Genomic DNA, 17,223 nt, shown 5'->3' with positions numbered 1-17,223 from the left:
TTTATGCTCTTTCCATAATGTTTTGATTGATAATTTTTTTGAGTTGCCCGAATCCGGGTGTTTCCACTGAAATGGTGTCTGGGGTCACGCATCCGCCGAGAATCAGAATGTCCGCCTCATAAGGATTTTGAACAGGGGTTAATTGGTGAGAGAAACCCAGTAATTGACTATCAGCATGTGGAGCAACAAAGTTGGCGATAACCAATTTGGTTTTATTACCCTCGATAGCGCGAATTTGTGCCAGTTTTTTACTCAGACCCAGAGGGGTATGCTCTTGATTTGCGCCAGATGACAACCATTGTTGATATTCTTCATCTGCCTTATCGAGAGTATCTTGTCTCCAAAACTTAGCATCCACACGATAATCAGAATTTTTTATGCTGAAATCATACTGCTCAAAAAGCCGGTGATTGCTCACTTGGCTGGTGGTAATGATGCTCTCTGAATAAAGAAGTGCCCGGATAGCTTCTTCTCCCAGACGTCCCATCAGTAGGCGTTGTATAACTAGTGGATGGAATGCGTAACGCTCTTCCAAATCGTTCGCGAAGGGCATAATAGACGTTCTGTAACCCTTACGGTTGAACCAGTCAGTAATGACAGGATGACGTTGGATATACTGATACAGTTTCTGAGGGTTGTATTGGCGCAGCCCTTCTGCTGTTTTGTCAAAAAACTGCCATGTCTGTGGGGAGTACCAGATTTTGCCGTCAGTATTAGCTAATTTCGGTTTTTCAAAGCAAGCCCATTTATATAATTCAAGATCAATGTCGAAAACGTTTTTTCCCGGTTTCCAGGCTAAATCATGTTGAAGTACTGCTTTACCGAGTTGTCGCCAGAGTAATGGGATGTCATCTCTTGGTGTTGACTGTTCCCGTAACAACCGAATAGCCGGAACTAGTCGCTGATCGATATAATCCACTGCTAGTTTTCCCGGCTGTGTCGGCGTCATGAGCTGGCTGAAGAAATTATTCTGTGTCAGTTCATCACGCTCCCGAAGTGTATCCAGTAATTGACGATTGAGTGCCGAAAGCTGTCGACGATTTGATGTATAGATAGGTAATGAAGCAAAGCGGGACAGGTCTTTTGCTAGTTCAGCATCAAGGTGAATCTCAGCGTTGGGTACTTCGCACCAGGCTCTCTCAATACGACCAACCTGCTGTTGAACATTGGCTGCCGTATTTTTTATATAATCGCTGGTTTTCTTATACTCTCCGTTTAACCGGGAGATTTCGTTCTTCCTGTTCAACATCAGTGGCAGGATGAAGCGCTGATGCTGTTTACGTGAAATTTCCCCTGCTCGTAGTAGTTTTTCCAGATTGCGTAACTGGAAGCCTGCATGTGCCATATCATCATTGCTATCTGCACTGGTCTGGAAAGCGGAAAAGTAAAAATGCCGTGATTCCAGTAAATATAAACAGGTCAAATCCATATTTTTGCCGGATTCAGGCAGGCTGAAATCCAGATTTATACCGTTGGTGGCAGAGGCAGTTTGTGTCAGCACAATAACAATACGTCGGGAAGCAAATGCAGCCTGATAGGCATCACTGAAGCCCTTTTTTTTCTGACATTCTGCGGTTAACAGACAGATTAGTGCGGGCTCGTTATGTATAGTCAACGGGATAAATACATCAGTAAAATTCTTTAGCAGAAGATTGTCGGATAAAGGCGGATCCAGCTTTAACCATGTGAGGCAATCTCTACTTTGTGTCGCTATTGCAGCGGTTAGCCATTTTCTTAAATAAGATATGGAATTAACAAAAGCCAGATGCCCTCGGTGCTGAGGCCTTTTTCCTGCTAGATCCAGCACATCAAGCAGTTTAAGTAGAATATTCTGGCGATACTCTGATTCGAAATCTGTTGAAGGTTCATCATCATTCTGGAAAAAATCGGGGGGCAGAGAAGCGAGAAGATCGGCTGAATGCGGGCTGTTCTTTGTTCTATTAAAATCATGGATCTCAGTATTCAGTTGTGTCTTTCTGATGCTTTCCTTGCTGCTATTGATTTCTTCAATCGCGGTATTTTGTAACTGAAGGTCATCATCGGTCTGAACGTAGGGCATCGGTTCTTTAAACCAGGAATCAGGTCGGCTTTCAAAAGTAGTTCCGAGAAAGCTTTTCGTAACTGTAGGGTTACGTGCTTCTGCAATATAGCGTAAGGCTGAGTTTATCCACCGGACATCAAAGTGGTTGCAGGCTCTTTCAATATATGATGTGGCCGACAGTGCAAAAACGAGATTACGGCTGGCTAGTGACAGTAGTAAACCTTCTGCTGTTGTTGGCAAGAACGCACGCTTGATCTGTATTCGTAATGGATCGATATCGGTATCCACAACATTTTGTTTCAGCAACCAGTTAGTTAACCCAAAAATACTGGCATGTGTATTGGGCAAAATATTACTTTTTCTTAGTTCCCGCAGTTCAGGCAGATCGGTACGTGGTAACAAAAACCGAGACATATTTGGCAGGGTTGAACCATAATATGACGGTCTGTAGTCATTAACCGGGTCGAACAGAAGTCGGGTTAACTTTTTGATGTATTCATACGTTTCATCTTCGCTGGCTGTCAGGTCCGTTAACATCAGACTGAACTTTCGAATAAACTTTTCCATCAGGCGCAAAAAATCACTGATGTCGATAGCCTGATCGTTATCCTGAAATGAGGAATCTGGTCTGATAATTTCGTAGCCATGTTCAGCCTGTCGCATGATAAGGCGCTCACTGGTTACCAGTTGATCGGAGCGAAATAAATAATGTTCACCGAAGGGTTTATTATCCAGATATCTTTGCAGAGGAATTACTAGCGATCTGGCATGTGTTAAATCAATTTTTTTTCCTTTTAAGGCGTCATCCAGTTCGTTAAGAAATGTCCCAAGACGTTCACGGATCATCGGTGCAGGTGCTGTTTCAACATACTGCATTCGTTGCAGTAATCTGCGTCCCCCCTCGAGTAACTGCCCCAAGCATTCAGGCGGTTCCTGAACCCATTGAGCTTGCGCCAGATATTCCTGTAGTACCTCAGCCTGATAATCAAATTCATCAATAAAAATGACATAATTGCGCAGCTCTTTGCTGGACATTCGTACTTTGCGCCGCCCATCGTAAAATGATGAAACGAGCTTTTGGGTTGTCATAATCAGCAGGTGTTGTTTTTCGTCGCGCCAGGCGATGGCGGGCAGAATGCGTCTGACCCAGGCATGACGACGGAAGTCATCAACTCGTTGCTTGGCGGCCTGCAAGAGTTCATGTTCTTCACCATATTTTTCTTTTTGCTTCCTGGCTTCTTTTTTCAGCAATTTGATATTTTGAATTAACGATATCTCAACTGCCGCACATGATTTTATTAACGCCTCTTTTTCACTGGCGATAGCTGTACGTAAATGTGCCGGGTATCCTTTCAATAATTTATTGATATATAGGATATTCCTGCAATTCTTACGCAGTTTGTCTGCAATATCTGGGTCGACAAATAAGTTTTTTCCCTCAAGTTCGTTGATGGAATTAAAGGGATCAGGGAGTGAATCTGCGGAAATATCTTTCTCATGAGGTAGTGGCGTAACCTCGATTGCAGAAACAATTTGTTCATCCTGCGCATAAAGCACACTAACGTTAAATGGTTTTCCATTGCTGTCTTCATGTGAACCTGTTTTTTCGTAAATGTCGTGGAGTATATTCCAGCGATGGGTAACCAGTATGGCCTGAGAGCCTGATTTTTTTATTGTCTCCAACGCCGGAGGGACGTTATCGGCGAAGCCAGAACGGTAGAGAGCGCTAGTTTTTCCACTGCCCGTGGGCCCCTGTAACTGACAAAAACCGGCAATGTGTTTCGTTGTTCTGGATTTTTTTGCTTGGGATAACGTATGTTCGATAACGGCATTATAGGAACGCAGTAAAGGGGGATTCACATATCACCTCATCTATCTCGACTTTTCGACGACTAATATTTCAACAATTTATGTTACGCCGCTCGGATGACATTGCAATAGTTGTGGTTAATTTTTCTTTATAAATCAATGAGCATGATATATTTTGTAACGTTATGATTAGTCTTGATGCCATATTGTTACTTTAGGTCATATGTTCTCTGTAAACGCGTGTTCGTCCTTTTTTCTCTTGCCTAATTGCCGGGTGTCACATCTGAACTAATTTGGCCTTTGCGCTATCGCTGATACTTCTCCGAAGAAGGTCCGTGTCGGAAGCTGCGCCGCATTTCGTTTATCTGATCCGCCATAAACCTTTGAACCGCAAAAACAGTTTTCTATTATCGGCTTTCTTACCACGAACTAAGCTCCCGCCTGCACAAAATGCTTCATGACCTGGAAGAAGCGCCTGATGTATCAGGATGGTCGCCGTTTTACCGGTAATGCAGCCTTTGAAAACTGCCGGATCTGTCTTAGGACGGAATAAGGCCTCCTTTACGCTTAGCCACACTAAGGAAACCATAATGAATCTGACTAAAAATTGCGCTCCGCCAGCCATTGATGTTATATTAAAATATAATATCCGGAGGTGCTCTATGTATACCACTCGCCTGAAAAAGGTTGGCGGATCCGTCATGCTGGCGGTTCCTCCCGCCGTGTTGAAAACGCTGGCTCTGTCGACAGACAGCGAGGTGGGAATGACCATTGATAATGGCTGCCTGATTATTGAACCCCAGAAACGGCCTCGTTATTCGCTTGAGGAACTGCTGGCACAGTGCGATCCGCACGCCGAAATGAGCGACGAGGATCGGGAATGGATTGATGCGCCTGCGGTGGGCAAGGAGATCCTGTAAATGGACAGAGGGGAAATCTGGCTCATCTCACTGGATCCTACAGCCGGACATGAACAAAGCGGAAAACGTCCGGTACTTATCGTTTCTCCGGCATCATTTAATAAGTTCACCCGGCTACCCATTGTTGTTCCCGTCACCAGCGGCGGAAACTTTGCCCGCGCAGCCGGTTTTACCGTCTCTCTGGACGGGGTGGGAACCAAAACAACGGGCGTTATTCGCTGCGACCAGCCCAGAACGATTGATATGGGTGCCCGGAATGGTAAGCGTCTGGAACGTATACCTGACACTGTAGTGAATGAAGTTCTGGCCCGACTGGAAGCCATTCTGAGCTGATATTTTTTATGTAACTTGAACGAGGGCGCTGTCACATATGGCGCTCTCTTTTTTATATCGACAATTGATTGAAAACCCTTTTGCAGATAAAAACAGTTTCTTCTTCCCGCGCAGTCGCCCCTGAATTAAACTCTCTCCTGCACAGAAAGCTTCATGGCCTGAAAGAAGCGCCTGAGGAACTCAGGATGGCAGCCCCTACCGGTGAATACCTCCGCAAACGCCGGCTCGCAGTTGACTGCGACAGAGGTCAAATTTCACGCTTATCCTTTTAACTGCACCAGCCTGCTGGTGAATGTTCTTTCACGCCGAAGTAATCCGGCCAGTCTGTATCTGCTGATAGTCATCAATACGCCGGAGCAGTTCAGGTAATTGTTCCAGTGGCAGGGCAGGATAATGATTTTTTACCGGCGGCGCGGTGACGCCTTCCAGATGCAGCGCCGGGTTGTTTTCGGTCAGTCCCTGCTGAACGGCGTAACGCATGATGTTGCAGAGTTGCTGCCGGGTACGGGACGCGACTTCCAGAAAGCCTTTATCCTCGATAACTTTCAGTAACGCCGTGAAATGTTGCGTTTTCAGCAGTGTGACGGGCATGTGACCAATTGCCGGAAAGATATGGTTTTTCATACTGGCAAGGATGCGCTCTGCATAGTCAGCCGACCACTTTTTGTTGGTTTTATGCCATGCCACCGCAACGGCCTCAAAGCATTTTTCCGGTGATGCGGCGGCTTTTTCAGTCATGCGTTGTTGTGCTGGATTGATATTCTGTGCCAGCAGTTTACGGATACCGTCGCGCTGTTGGCGGGCCTCAGCGAGAGAAACCAGTGGATACGCGCTCAGACTGACGCGGGACTCTTTGCCATTGAAGCGATATTTGAGATACCAGATACGTGAGCCGCCGGGATTAACCAGAAGATACAAACCGTGTGAATCAGACAATTTTACGGGTTTGGAAGGGGACTTTAAGTTACGGATTTTTGAATCGTTTAAAGACATTTGGGGGTCACTCCAGAATCGAACCAACCTGACCCCAAATCTGACCACCAAATTAACCGGATGCGGAGGGAAAACTGAAAACGCATCGGGAAAGATTTTTACGCTAACTTATTGAATAACAATCGAATAAGTACTCATAAGGAAGCGTAAGAATCGGAATTTGGCTCCTCTGACTGGACTCGAACCAGTGACATACGGATTAACAGTCCGCCGTTCTACCGACTGAACTACAGAGGAATCGTGTGAACGGGGCGCATGTTAGCGAGTGAGTAACGGGATGTCAAAGGAGATTGCGCCATTTGCGATTGTTCGCTGGTAAAATCATCAGTAGTAGAGGTTTTTTCAGCACTGAAGCGAAAATTTAAGCAATAAAAAGGCGAGGGGGGCACTAGCAGATCCGAAAAACTCTGCCTTCAGTGGTTGCTGCAAAGAGTCATTTGAACGGTGAATGTACAATCGTCATCCGGTTACACCTGTTTACAACGCAGGTGTAACTTTAGAAGTGAATGGATTATTTTTCATCGGGTTCTGCATTTAGCAGCCAGGGCTGCAAATGACCATTTTTAATTTTGGTCAAATAATCTTCAATTAAACTCTTGGTTTGCGGGGTGAGGGTATAAAATTCATATAACGTACAAGCTATATTAGATTGTAAATCTATAGTGCCGGAGATATCTTCAGGAATAAAGTACATTTGGCGGTTTGTCATGGTTCTAATGTATAATCTTTTGCCAATAATAGGATTGTCGCCGAATAAATTAACGCCAATTTCCATGGCGCCGTCTATAGGGAAATATAAAACGTACCACTGTGTTTTGTTATGGTTGTTAATTAAAGATTCAACCATTTCGGTAGCAGATAGCCGTTTCAAATTATCAACACAACGCAGAATGTATCGGCGCATTACAAACTGTTTTAGTAGCGCCATGAACATCCCGGATAAAAATAAAAGGGTAAATGTCGATGCTATTACTACTAAAAACCATAGTCCTGTTGATAAAGCCGAAAAGGAAGATGCGATAACTAAACTTATTATGAGCGAAAAGATAAACATTAAGCTTTGTAATTTATATTTGTCTTTTGCTAATTTGAATAAGAAATAAGTCAGGAAAAATCCAGCCAGGCAATAAAAAAATAATAATGATCTATCCATGTATTTAATCCTGGTATGTATGTGTTAACAATATTTTCTCAAAGCATCTAAATATTTCAGACTAACTTGATTCTATGCTACCACGAAGACAGTAAACCTTGCTATTCCTGTTGGCGCGTAAACGCACCAGGCAATATTCATTTCGACTTTGCTCAACAGGTTTTGTCGTTATGTTTGATGTCTGTGGAAGACGCGAACGAACAGAAGAGGGTAGAAAGCAAAAAAGCAGACGTCGCTGAACGTCTGCTTTTCTTAAAACTGGCTCCTCTGACTGGACTCGAACCAGTGACATACGGATTAACAGTCCGCCGTTCTACCGACTGAACTACAGAGGAATCGTGTGGAATGGTATCTTAGCGGCGAAAAAATTTTTGTCAAATATCAATTCAGTTGTGGCGAGCCGCTTGCTGCATCTATCGACAATTTGTCGTAATTGCCAACAAATTACCAGGAAAAATACTTTGCAGGATTAGCAGTTCTCAATCATCATTTGAAATGTTGTTTCAACTCTTCTCACTAAGGTCTCCCTTGAACGTCACTTCAGCAGTACGCCAGGCCGTAGCGCGCACGTCCTGGTTTAAAAAACGCAAGAGCTATCGGGTGCTCTACTGGCGTGAAATTAGTCCCCTTGCCGTACCGATCCTGTTGGAAAATGCCTGCGTGTTGTTGATGGGGGTTCTGAGTACTTTCCTTGTTAGCTGGCTCGGTAAAGAAGCGATGGCCGGGGTGGGCTTAGCCGATAGCTTTAATATGGTCATTATGTCGTTTTTTGCCGCGATTGACCTGGGCACCACCGTGGTGGTGGCCTTCAGCCTCGGTAAGCGCGATAGAAAGCGGGCGAGGGCGGCCGCGCGTCAATCGCTGGCGATCATGACCTTGTTCTCGATCGTGCTGGCGGCGATTATTCACGCCTTTGGTGAGCAGATTATCGATATCGTTGCCGGCGACGCCACGGTTCAGGTTAAGGCACTGGCCCTAACCTATCTTGAGCTGACAGTGCTGAGCTATCCGGCGGCGGCGATTGCCTTAATTGGTAGCGGCGCGCTTCGCGGCGCGGGGACCACCAAAATCCCGCTGTTAATTAACGGTGGGATGAATATTCTCAATATTATTATCAGCAGTATCCTGATTTACGGCCTCTTCTCCTGGCCGGGGCTTGGCTTTGTCGGCGCCGGGCTGGGGCTGACTATTGCCCGCTATATTGGCGCATTGGCAACCATCTGGGTTCTGATGACAGGCTTTAACCCGGCGCTGCGCATTTCGCTGAAGAGCTACTTTAAGCCGTTTAACTTTGCCATTATCTGGGAGGTGATGGGCATTGGCATCCCGGCGAGCATCGAATCGGTACTGTTTAATGGCGGCAAGCTGCTGACGCAGATGTTTGTTGCCGGGATGGGGACCAACGTCATCGCCGGGAACTTTATTGCCTTCTCGGTGGCTTCGTTAATTAACCTGCCGGGTAACGCGTTGGGTTCGGCCTCAACTATTATTACCGGAAAACGACTGGGGAAAGGGCAGGTCGGCCAGGCGGAACGTCAGGCCTGGTTCGTGTTCTGGTTGTCGACTATTATCCTGACGCTTATTGCCTGGGGCACCGCACCGTTCGCAGGCCTGATCGCTTCGTTCTACACCAGCGAAGAAGACGTAAAAGTGGTGGTTAAAGAGTTATTGTGGCTCAATGCCCTGTTTATGCCAATTTGGTCGCTTTCCTGGACCTTGCCCTGTGCCTTTAAAGGCGCACGCGACGTGCGTTACACCATGTGGGTTTCGATGCTGGGTATGTGGGGATGCCGGGTGGTTGCTGGCTATACGCTGGGGATCATGCTGGGCATGGGCGTCATCGGTGTCTGGCTGGGTATGGTGCTTGACTGGGCGGTGCGCGGCCTGTTGTTCTATCGCCGGATGATCACCGGCCGTTGGCTGTGGAAGTACCCGCGATTAAAGGCGCGGCTGGAAGAAAAGTCATGAATATCCTGAAAAAGTGTTACTTTTTAGTCGAAGTGAGGAATAAATCGGCAAACGGTCGTTATTATTAAAAACATCTTTGACATGGCTGAGCGTGGTCGTTAGTATTCGCCCCGTTCACACGATTCCTCTGTAGTTCAGTCGGTAGAACGGCGGACTGTTAATCCGTATGTCACTGGTTCGAGTCCAGTCAGAGGAGCCAAATTTAAAAAGCCTGCTTTCGAGCAGGCTTTTTGCTTTTCTGTATCCGTACAATTTTGCCCTACGCAAATAGCGCGCAGGGCTTGCCCGGGATTAACGGAACGGTGGTTCGTTGAAGGTACGTAGCTTGCGGGAGTGCATGTGGTCGCCCTCGGCGCGCAGCAGATCGATGGCGCGGATCCCTATCTGCAGATGCTCGGAAATCGCCCCTTCATAGAAGCGGTTTGCTTGTCCCGGTAGCTTAATCTCGCCATGCAGCGGCTTATCGGAGACGCACAGCAGCGTGCCGTAAGGTACGCGGAAACGGTAGCCCTGCGCGGCGATGGTGGCGCTTTCCATATCTATGGCTACCGCCCGGCTGAGGTTAAAGCGCAGCGCCGAGGCGGAATAACGCAATTCCCAGTTGCGATCATCGGTGGTCACCACCGTACCGGTACGCAGACGTTGTTTGACCTCTTCCCCCGGCATGCCGCTAACCTGTTTAGTGGCGTCATACAGCGCGCGCTGCACTTCGGCGATACTCGGGATGGGAATATCCGGCGGCAGCACCGCATCCAGTACGTGGTCGTCACGTAAATAGGCATGCGCCAGTACATAGTCGCCTATCGACTGGCTCTCACGCAGACCGCCGCAGTGGCCAATCATCAGCCAGACGTCAGGGCGCAGCACCGCGAGATGATCGCAAATATTTTTGGCATTGGCCGGGCCGACGCCGATGTTGATCAATGTAATGCCCTGACCGTCGTTAGTGATTAGGTGCCAGGCCGGCATCTGGTGTTTTTTCCATGCCAGATCGGAAATCGCCTCTTCCGGTGCCTCCGTGTCGGCGGTGATCCAAATTCCGCCCGCACAGGAGAGGGCAATGTACGGGCTATCCGGATCGAGGATCTGGCTACAGCCCCAACTGACGAATTCATCGACGTAACGGGTGTAGTTGGTAAACAAGACATACGGCTGGAAGTGCTCAACCGGCGTGCCGGTGTAGTGCTTCAGGCGTGCCAGCGAAAAATCGACGCGGCGGGCGTCAAAATGCGACAGCGGATAATACTCGGTGGCGTGGAACAGACCATCGGCGGTTTCATCGCCAATTTGCGACAGTTCGGTGGTCGGAAAATAACGCGTTAATCCGGCGCTCATCGAGCGATCCAGCGTCAGCGCAGAGCCATCAATCACGTAAGGGAAGGGAATTTCGTGCTGCGAATTGCCGACGCTAATATGCGCGCCGTAATCCTGATACAGCAGAGTTAATTGCTCCAGCAGATAAGCGCGAAAGAGTTTTGGATTGGTAATGGTGGTGGTGTAGCAGCCTGCATGGGTGAATCGCCCCCAGGCTCGGGTTTTTAAGGCTTTGTGCTCGGCGCCATCCCACGAGACAGACAATTGAGGATAGACGAATAAGCCTTCAGCACGGGCTATTTCATCAGGAAGAATATTGTGGTGAATGTACTCGCCAATGGCCTTACGCAACGCGTTAACCGCTCTTTCATACTGCGCTTCCAACTGGGAAAGCGCCTGCTCCGGGGTCAGACTGACGGCCTTCTGGTTCATCATTCGCTCCTTGTTTCAGGTCTGCTGATACTGTCGATAGTATGCTACAGCGTGAAAATGGCGAAGGAAAATTACTGTCCCGGATAAATATTCAAACTCGTTGATAATAAAAGCTTAGCCACCCAGGATCAGGCAGTCTGTGCCCAGCGTTCGGCGCTAAAATTACTTGCGCTTACCACTCTTAATGTCGCCGCGTCGTTATTGTTGATGTAATAAAGTGCATTAGGACCAGGCGTTAGCTTATCGCCTTCCTGTAGTCTGCATCGGCTTTCGATTTCAGCAATTACCACGATCTGGCCACTCTGTAGAACCACGCAAGTTGTTGCTGTAGAGGAATTTTTCCGTACTTTCTTGACCCACCACTCCATGTTTTCACCCAGGCTTGTTACACTCAGAATGATAATTGACGCGTTAGTGCTTTAAAGACAACTGAAACTACCCATTGGTTTAATTTACGTTTAGCTGAAGTTGTTAAATCTTAACTCTGCGATGCAGCGGGACAGGCAAATACCACCTATGGCTTTGATGCGATTTAACAAGCTTCTGAATCAATCTGGATTAAGGATAGTCTCGCTGGCGAAAAAAGCGCTGGCAGCGGCGGTTATTGTAGCGGTGGTATTTTTCATCGGACGAATATATGAATCGGAACGTGGCCCTGCATTGCAGCGCTGGCATACCTGGTCTGGGGATGAGATGACCGCTGATGAAATCGACCGAGCCAGTTTTGCCAGCTATCTCAAACGGGAAGATAAGATATTTGCCGATTTGCGGCGTGAGGTCAGCGACCAACTGCCTGCCGCTGACAAAACGCCGATAAATCGCTTTTATCGCGACAGTCTGGTCTATCCGCAACGTTTTACGCCAGACTGGAATCGCTCCTTTATATTACTGCCATCCGGCAAACCGCGTGGTGCGGTGGTGTTGCTGCATGGATTAACCGACTCCCCCTACAGCGTGCGCTATCTGGCGGAAGAGTATCAACGGCAAGGTTTTGTCGCGGTGGCGCCGCGCTTACCCGGCCACGGTACCGCGCCGGGCGCATTAACCCGCGTTGATTGGCAACAATGGCTGGCGACAACCCGCCTGGCGGTTCGGGAAGCGATGCGACGTGCCGGTGGGGATGTGCCGCTACATCTGGTGGGATATTCTAACGGCGGCGCGCTGGCGCTGAAGTATGCGCTCGATGAATTGACCGATAAATCGCTGGTCAGGCCGCAGCAGATAATACTGTTATCGCCGATGATTGGCGTAACCGCTTTTGCCCGGTTCGCCGGACTGGCTGGCCTGCCTTCGATATTTCCCGCCTTTGCGCGCGCGGCGTGGCTAAACGTCGTTCCGGAGTTTAATCCCTATAAATACAATTCCTTTCCGGTAAAGGCAGCGCGCCAGTCGTGGCTGCTGACCCAGGCCTTGCAAAAACAGATTATCAAGGCGGCGCAGAGCCAGCGCTTAGCCTCTCTCGCGCCGGTGTTAACTTTTCAGTCGGTGATTGATTCTACAGTCAGTACCCGGGCGGTGGTTGATTCGTTATACCGCTATTTGCCGGACAACGGCAGCGAACTGGTGATTTTCGATATTAATCAGGCGGCGAACCTGCGGGCGCTGTTTCGCCCGGCGACTTATTCGGCGGTGAATACCTTGTTACCTCCGGCGCCGCGTCCGTACTCCACGACGATCGTGACGAATGCGACTCCGCACACCCTCGATACCGTCGCGCGCCTGACGCTGGCGGGGCAAACTGCCGAGAGAACGCAGGCGCTGCATCTGGCCTGGCCGCAGGATATGTACTCGCTTTCGCATATCGCGGTGCCGTTCCCCATCACCGATTCGCTGTATGGCCGCGAGCCGACGGAGAAAAACCTTAGCGGTATTAGCCTTGGCACCATTTCGCTACGCGGCGAGACCGCGACGCTGAGCGTCGGCCTTGATACGTTAATGCGCGCTACTTCTAATCCATTTTTCCCCTACCTGCTGCAGCGGGTTAATCAGCGTCTGCCGTCGTTCTCAGAACCACAGGATGTGCAGTACCGTGCGCAGCGCAATACCGATGAGGGCGGCAGGGGCGACGAAGCGGAAAAGACGCACAAATCTTGAGCTGACGCCAAGGAAAATGCCGATGCCGGGTAGGTCGAAGGTCTGGATGAGCAGCCCCGCGGAGGCGTTAATCTGACTGAGCGTCACTTTACCCTGCTGCGCCAGCTCGGAGATAACCCCGAAATAGGCGGTGCCGCCCGCCACACATTTCACCAGCGCGGGCAGGACGAAGTTTTCGGGGATATGTAGCCATAGCAGCAGCGGCATCAGTACGCGCTGCAGCATCTCGATGACGCCGGCCGCCTGCATCAGGCCGACGATGGTCAACGATAAAATCAGCATCGGCACGGCGCCAAGCGCCAGACGGATAGCGTCGGCGCCGGCGCTATTGATCACCGCAATCAGCCCGTGATTATTTTGTTCGCTTTCCGGGAGCGCTTCTGCCCGGCTGCTCTCGACAATGGATAACTTACGTCCGGTGGCGTACCAGCAGACCGCTGCGGCGCAGAGCCCGCCGATAATAGAAATGGCGATCGCGGCCAGCCAGTGCAGGCCGAACGGCGTTAAGGGATAGAAAACGTTGCCCTGACCCATGGCGAAGACCATCGCCAGGGTGGCGGCCATTTGTCGGTCAGAGACGCCGCGTTTATCCATAATTGCCAGCGTGGCAAGTGGGGCCGCAAAGCTGACGAAATTTATCTGAATCAGCGCGAAGGCGCTCATACCGGTCAACCCAAAGGGCTTCAGCAGCGGCGCCAGCCAGCGCACGATGATGTCGAGAATTCCGCGGACTTCGAGATATTTCATTATGATCAGCATGACGACCATAATGGGTAACAAGGTATAAAGCGCTACGTCGACGGAGGATTTTCCCGCTGACATAATGATGCCGATGACATCCATTTATCTATCACTGTATGCAGGTCAAATAGTTAGCGTCATCATAATCCCGAAGTGGCGAAATGAACAGCTAGCGCAGACAGGTAAGAACAGTGCCTTCACTGAAGTAATACTCGCCGCTGAACTGGCTACCTGCGGGGAAGGCGTCGCTGAGGGTTTTATTAAGGCGCAACGTGAAACGCTGATTTGCCGGGTCGAGAGCGACCATGGCGGCGGCATCGAAATCAAACATCTGCTGCACGCGCGGATAAAGCGCTTTGAACAGGCTTTCTTTGGCTGAGAAAGCCAGCAGCAGTGCCCATTCCTTATCCAGGCCGCAGCAGGAAAGCAGCGCCTGTTCCGTTCTTGAGACAAACATATCGGCGCTTTCCAGCATGATCTCCGGTTGCAGATGCTCGATATCGACCCCTGGATGCAGGCCGTCGTCCTCGGCGCTAACCACCGCGATGGCGATATCTTCGCTATGTGAGACGCTTCCTCGCCAGCCTGCCGGCCAAATTGGCGCGCGGTCCGCGGCGATTAACACCGGCTCTAAGCAGCCGGCTTGTCGCAGCAAATAGTGCGCGCAATAGCGCCCGGCCAGATATTCGGCTTTACGTTTGGCGACGGCGCCAGTAAGAGAAGGCGGGAGCGGGATGGCGTACTGGCTAAAAAGAGCGTCCTGTAGTTGCGACCTGGCGAAACGTACCCGACAAAATTTTAACGCCGGGTCAGCGCGAAGATAGCCGCACTCGGCATGCTGAATAAAGGGTTGATCGTGAAAGGTGTCGGTAACGATAAACATGCAGGCTCATCAGGCAAAACAATTATGGCGCTACCATATCGCAGGTGATGAACGAAGCAGAAGAGTTATGTGAAATATAAAGCAAAAAGCCCGCTCGAAAGCAGGCTTTTTAAATTTGGCTCCTCTGACTGGACTCGAACCAGTGACATACGGATTAACAGTCCGCCGTTCTACCGACTGAACTACAGAGGAATCGTGTGAACGGGGCGCATATTATCGATGACTTGCGGTGTTGTCAAAGGCTGATTCGACATAAAACGTTCGACTGCTGACAATTTCAACAATCAAAAGCCTTTTATGGCAAAGCTCGCTGGAAATGCACCACGATGGTGCATTTATACCCCTAATGGGGCATATCATGCGCTCATGGAAGCCACCTGTATTATCACAAACCCTTATTTTGCCGCACCGGAAGGGCAATGGCCCAACGACGTAAAACCTGGCAAGCATCTTGCAAAATCCCTGTAACTTAATGGCCAGTAGTGGCATTCCCTTACAGGAGGCAAAATGAACTTAAGACGACTGAAGTATTTTGTGAAAATCGTCGATATCGGCAGTCTGACCCAGGCCGCTGAAGTCTTGCATATCGCACAACCGGCGCTGAGCCAGCAGGTAGCGACCCTGGAAGGTGAACTGGAGCAGAAACTGCTGATCCGCACCAAACGCGGCGTTACGCCAACCGAAGCGGGGAAGATTCTCTATACCCACGCGCGGACCATTTTACGCCAGTGTGAGCAGGCGCATCTGGCAGTACATAACGTTGGCCAGACGCTGAGCGGGCAGGTGGCAATTGGCCTTGCGCCGGGAACGGCGGCTTCGGCGATCACCATGCCGCTGTTGCAAACGGTGCGTAATGAACTGCCCGAGGTGAACGTATATCTGCAGGAGTGCAGCGGCAGCGTATTGAATGACAAGCTGCTTGGCGGCCAACTGGACATGGCGGTGCTGTATGAACGTTCGCCGGTGGCGGGCGTGGCCAGCCAGCCGCTGCTGAAAGAGGATTTGTATCTGGTCGGCACGCAAAACTGTCCGGGACAAAGCGTTGATCTTTCAGCCGTTGCGGAAATGAGCCTGTTCTTACCCCGCGACTATAGCGCCGTTTGCGCACGAGTTACGGAGGCTTTCACCTTACGCCGCCTGTCGGCTAAAGTGATTGGCGAGATCGAATCCATCACCACGTTAACTGCGGCAATCGCCAGCGGTATGGGCGTCACCGTACTGCCGGAATCGGCGGCGCGCGCGCTGTGTGGGACGGCTAATGGCTGGATGGCGCGCATCAGCACGCCGTCGATGAGCCTGTCGCTATCGCTGAATACTTCGGCGCGCGGCGGCTTATCTCCTCAAGCGCAGGCGGTCAAAGATATCCTGCTGTCGCTGGTCAGTCGTCCGTCCCTGGAGAATCGTGAATTACAGCTGGTCAGTTAGGTTATATTCTTTTAAGGAATAAGTTGCTGGTTTTTATTATTTGTTTGCCGGGTAAACAGACTTTAACAATAGACATTATGTTATGTCTGAAGACCTGGGGGAAAAGGTGAATTTCCAGCAACTTAAAATTATTCGCGAGGCGGCCCGTCGGGATTACAACCTGACGGAAGTCGCTAACATGCTGTACACCTCGCAATCTGGCGTCAGCCGCCATATTCGTGAGCTGGAAGAAGAGCTGGGGATAGAAATCTTTATCCGCCGCGGTAAACGCTTGCTGGGGATGACCGAGCCCGGTAAAGCGCTGCTCTCCATTGCCGAAAGGATCCTCAACGAAGCCAGCAATGTCCGCCGGCTTGCCGATCTTTTTACCAACGACGCTTCAGGCGTATTAACCATTGCCACCACGCATACTCAGGCACGTTATAGCCTGCCACCGGTGATTAAAGGTTTTCGCGAACTGTTCCCCGATGTGCGGCTGGAGTTAGTGCAAGGAACGCCGCAGGAGATCGAAGCGCTGCTGCACAATGGCGGGGCGGATATTGGTATCGCCAGCGAGCGCTTAAGTAACGACCCGACGCTGGTGGCATTCCCCTGGTTCCGCTGGCACCACAGTTTATTAGTACCGAAAGATCATCCGCTGATTGAGGTTACGCCGCTGACTCTCGAGGCGATTGCGCGCTGGCCGTTAATTACCTACCGCCAGGGCATTACCGGGCGTTCGCGTATTGACGAAGCCTTCACCCGTAAAGGACTGATGCCGGATATCGTTCTCAGCGCCCAGGATTCCGATGTCATTAAAACATACGTGGAGCTGGGGTTAGGGGTGGGGTTGGTGGCGGAGCAATCCGGCGATGCTCGCGAAGCGGATACTTTTACCCGGCTGGAAACACGCCATCTTTTTGATGCCAATACCGTTTGGTTGGGGTTAAAACGCGGTCAGTTACAGCGTAACTACGTCTGGCGTTTCATTGAACTGTGCAATGCCGGGTTGTCATTGGATGAGATTAAGCGCCAGGCGATGGAGCCGGAGGAAGTGGCTATCGATTATCAAATCTGAGTGCGGGCAGCAGGCAAGCGGGAGGCGTCAAAGCAGCTATAATTCATTCACGTGAGTCGC

13 protein-coding genes, 4 tRNA genes and 1 pseudogene are annotated in these 17,223 nt (G+C 49.9%); 8 read left to right on the top strand and 10 right to left on the bottom strand.

Annotated elements, in window-relative coordinates:
- Nucleotide 1 precedes the first annotated feature (1 nt).
- Nucleotides 2-3,901, bottom strand: coding sequence for a hypothetical protein (locus PGR10_RS07530; protein WP_430923270.1), 3,900 nt, complete (start codon nucleotides 3,899-3,901; stop codon nucleotides 2-4).
- 611 nt (nucleotides 3,902-4,512) lie between these two features.
- Between PGR10_RS07530 and PGR10_RS07525 the strand changes: the two genes are divergently transcribed.
- Together PGR10_RS07525 and PGR10_RS07520 are read left to right on the top strand one after the other, a co-directional pair.
- Nucleotides 4,513-4,770 (top strand): AbrB/MazE/SpoVT family DNA-binding domain-containing protein, encoded by a 258-nt coding sequence (locus tag PGR10_RS07525; RefSeq protein WP_105279008.1) that lies wholly within the window; start codon nucleotides 4,513-4,515, stop codon nucleotides 4,768-4,770.
- Entirely contained in the window at nucleotides 4,771-5,103 is a 333-nt protein-coding gene (locus PGR10_RS07520; protein WP_430923269.1) for a type II toxin-antitoxin system PemK/MazF family toxin, read from the top strand. It abuts the gene before it with no gap.
- Between the two features lie 330 nt (nucleotides 5,104-5,433).
- Here PGR10_RS07520 and PGR10_RS07515 read toward each other — a convergent pair.
- From PGR10_RS07515 to PGR10_RS07500, 4 genes and pseudogenes are all read right to left on the bottom strand, one after another.
- Nucleotides 5,434-6,096, bottom strand: a pseudogene (locus PGR10_RS07515) (tyrosine-type recombinase/integrase); the annotation flags it as partial.
- 161 nt (nucleotides 6,097-6,257) lie between these two features.
- Nucleotides 6,258-6,333, bottom strand: a tRNA-Asn gene (locus PGR10_RS07510).
- A gap of 274 nt (nucleotides 6,334-6,607) precedes the next feature.
- Nucleotides 6,608-7,249 carry a hypothetical protein gene (locus PGR10_RS07505; protein WP_430923268.1) on the bottom strand — a complete coding sequence of 214 codons (642 nt, stop codon included), beginning with the start codon at nucleotides 7,247-7,249 and terminating at the stop codon, nucleotides 6,608-6,610.
- Nucleotides 7,250-7,508: 259 nt separating this feature from the next.
- A tRNA-Asn gene (locus PGR10_RS07500) sits at nucleotides 7,509-7,584 on the bottom strand.
- A gap of 5 nt (nucleotides 7,585-7,589) precedes the next feature.
- Here PGR10_RS07500 and PGR10_RS07495 point away from each other — a divergent pair.
- From PGR10_RS07495 to PGR10_RS07485, 3 genes are all read left to right on the top strand, one after another.
- A complete protein-coding gene (locus PGR10_RS07495) occupies nucleotides 7,590-7,682 on the top strand; it encodes a DUF5951 family protein (RefSeq protein WP_373431808.1) in 93 nt (30 codons plus the stop codon).
- Between the two features lie 95 nt (nucleotides 7,683-7,777).
- Nucleotides 7,778-9,217, top strand: a complete 1,440-nt coding sequence (locus tag PGR10_RS07490) for an EmmdR/YeeO family multidrug/toxin efflux MATE transporter (RefSeq protein WP_183269053.1) — start codon at nucleotides 7,778-7,780, stop codon at nucleotides 9,215-9,217.
- 123 nt (nucleotides 9,218-9,340) lie between these two features.
- Nucleotides 9,341-9,416 (top strand) — tRNA-Asn (locus PGR10_RS07485).
- Between the two features lie 92 nt (nucleotides 9,417-9,508).
- Here PGR10_RS07485 and PGR10_RS07480 read toward each other — a convergent pair.
- Together PGR10_RS07480 and PGR10_RS07475 are read right to left on the bottom strand one after the other, a co-directional pair.
- Nucleotides 9,509-10,963: an AMP nucleosidase gene (locus PGR10_RS07480; RefSeq protein ID WP_015365878.1), complete on the bottom strand. Its 1,455-nt coding sequence runs from the start codon at nucleotides 10,961-10,963 to the stop codon at nucleotides 9,509-9,511.
- Nucleotides 10,964-11,091: 128 nt separating this feature from the next.
- The gene (locus PGR10_RS07475; protein WP_213316851.1) at nucleotides 11,092-11,331 is read right to left on the bottom strand and encodes a histidine kinase; all 240 of its coding nucleotides are present in this window, start codon (nucleotides 11,329-11,331) and stop codon (nucleotides 11,092-11,094) included.
- Nucleotides 11,332-11,479: 148 nt separating this feature from the next.
- Between PGR10_RS07475 and PGR10_RS07470 the strand changes: the two genes are divergently transcribed.
- A complete protein-coding gene (locus tag PGR10_RS07470; protein WP_430923267.1) occupies nucleotides 11,480-13,057 on the top strand; it encodes an alpha/beta hydrolase in 1,578 nt (525 codons plus the stop codon).
- On the opposite strand, the gene PGR10_RS07465 is transcribed toward PGR10_RS07470, so the two are convergent.
- From PGR10_RS07465 to PGR10_RS07455, 3 genes are all read right to left on the bottom strand, one after another.
- The gene (locus PGR10_RS07465; RefSeq protein WP_047050690.1) at nucleotides 12,968-13,900 is read right to left on the bottom strand and encodes a nucleoside recognition domain-containing protein; all 933 of its coding nucleotides are present in this window, start codon (nucleotides 13,898-13,900) and stop codon (nucleotides 12,968-12,970) included. The genes PGR10_RS07470 and PGR10_RS07465 overlap by 90 nt on opposite strands.
- Before the next feature lie 67 nt (nucleotides 13,901-13,967).
- A complete protein-coding gene (locus PGR10_RS07460; RefSeq protein WP_430923266.1) occupies nucleotides 13,968-14,681 on the bottom strand; it encodes a 4'-phosphopantetheinyl transferase family protein in 714 nt (237 codons plus the stop codon).
- A gap of 116 nt (nucleotides 14,682-14,797) precedes the next feature.
- Nucleotides 14,798-14,873 (bottom strand) — tRNA-Asn (locus PGR10_RS07455).
- 315 nt (nucleotides 14,874-15,188) lie between these two features.
- Between PGR10_RS07455 and nac the strand changes: the two genes are divergently transcribed.
- Entirely contained in the window at nucleotides 15,189-16,106 is a 918-nt protein-coding gene (gene nac, locus PGR10_RS07450) for a nitrogen assimilation transcriptional regulator NAC (protein ID WP_430923265.1), read from the top strand.
- A gap of 106 nt (nucleotides 16,107-16,212) precedes the next feature.
- Complete coding sequence (cbl, locus tag PGR10_RS07445) at nucleotides 16,213-17,163, top strand: HTH-type transcriptional regulator Cbl (RefSeq protein WP_213316920.1); 951 nt, start codon at nucleotides 16,213-16,215, stop codon at nucleotides 17,161-17,163.
- Nucleotides 17,164-17,223 lie beyond the last annotated feature (60 nt).

This window comes from Klebsiella sp. 141198 (assembly GCF_050600785.1).
Classification (GTDB): domain Bacteria; phylum Pseudomonadota; class Gammaproteobacteria; order Enterobacterales; family Enterobacteriaceae; genus Klebsiella; species Klebsiella aerogenes.
Note: the sequence above shows the minus strand (reverse complement) of the source record. Positions and strands in the feature narration are given on the sequence as shown.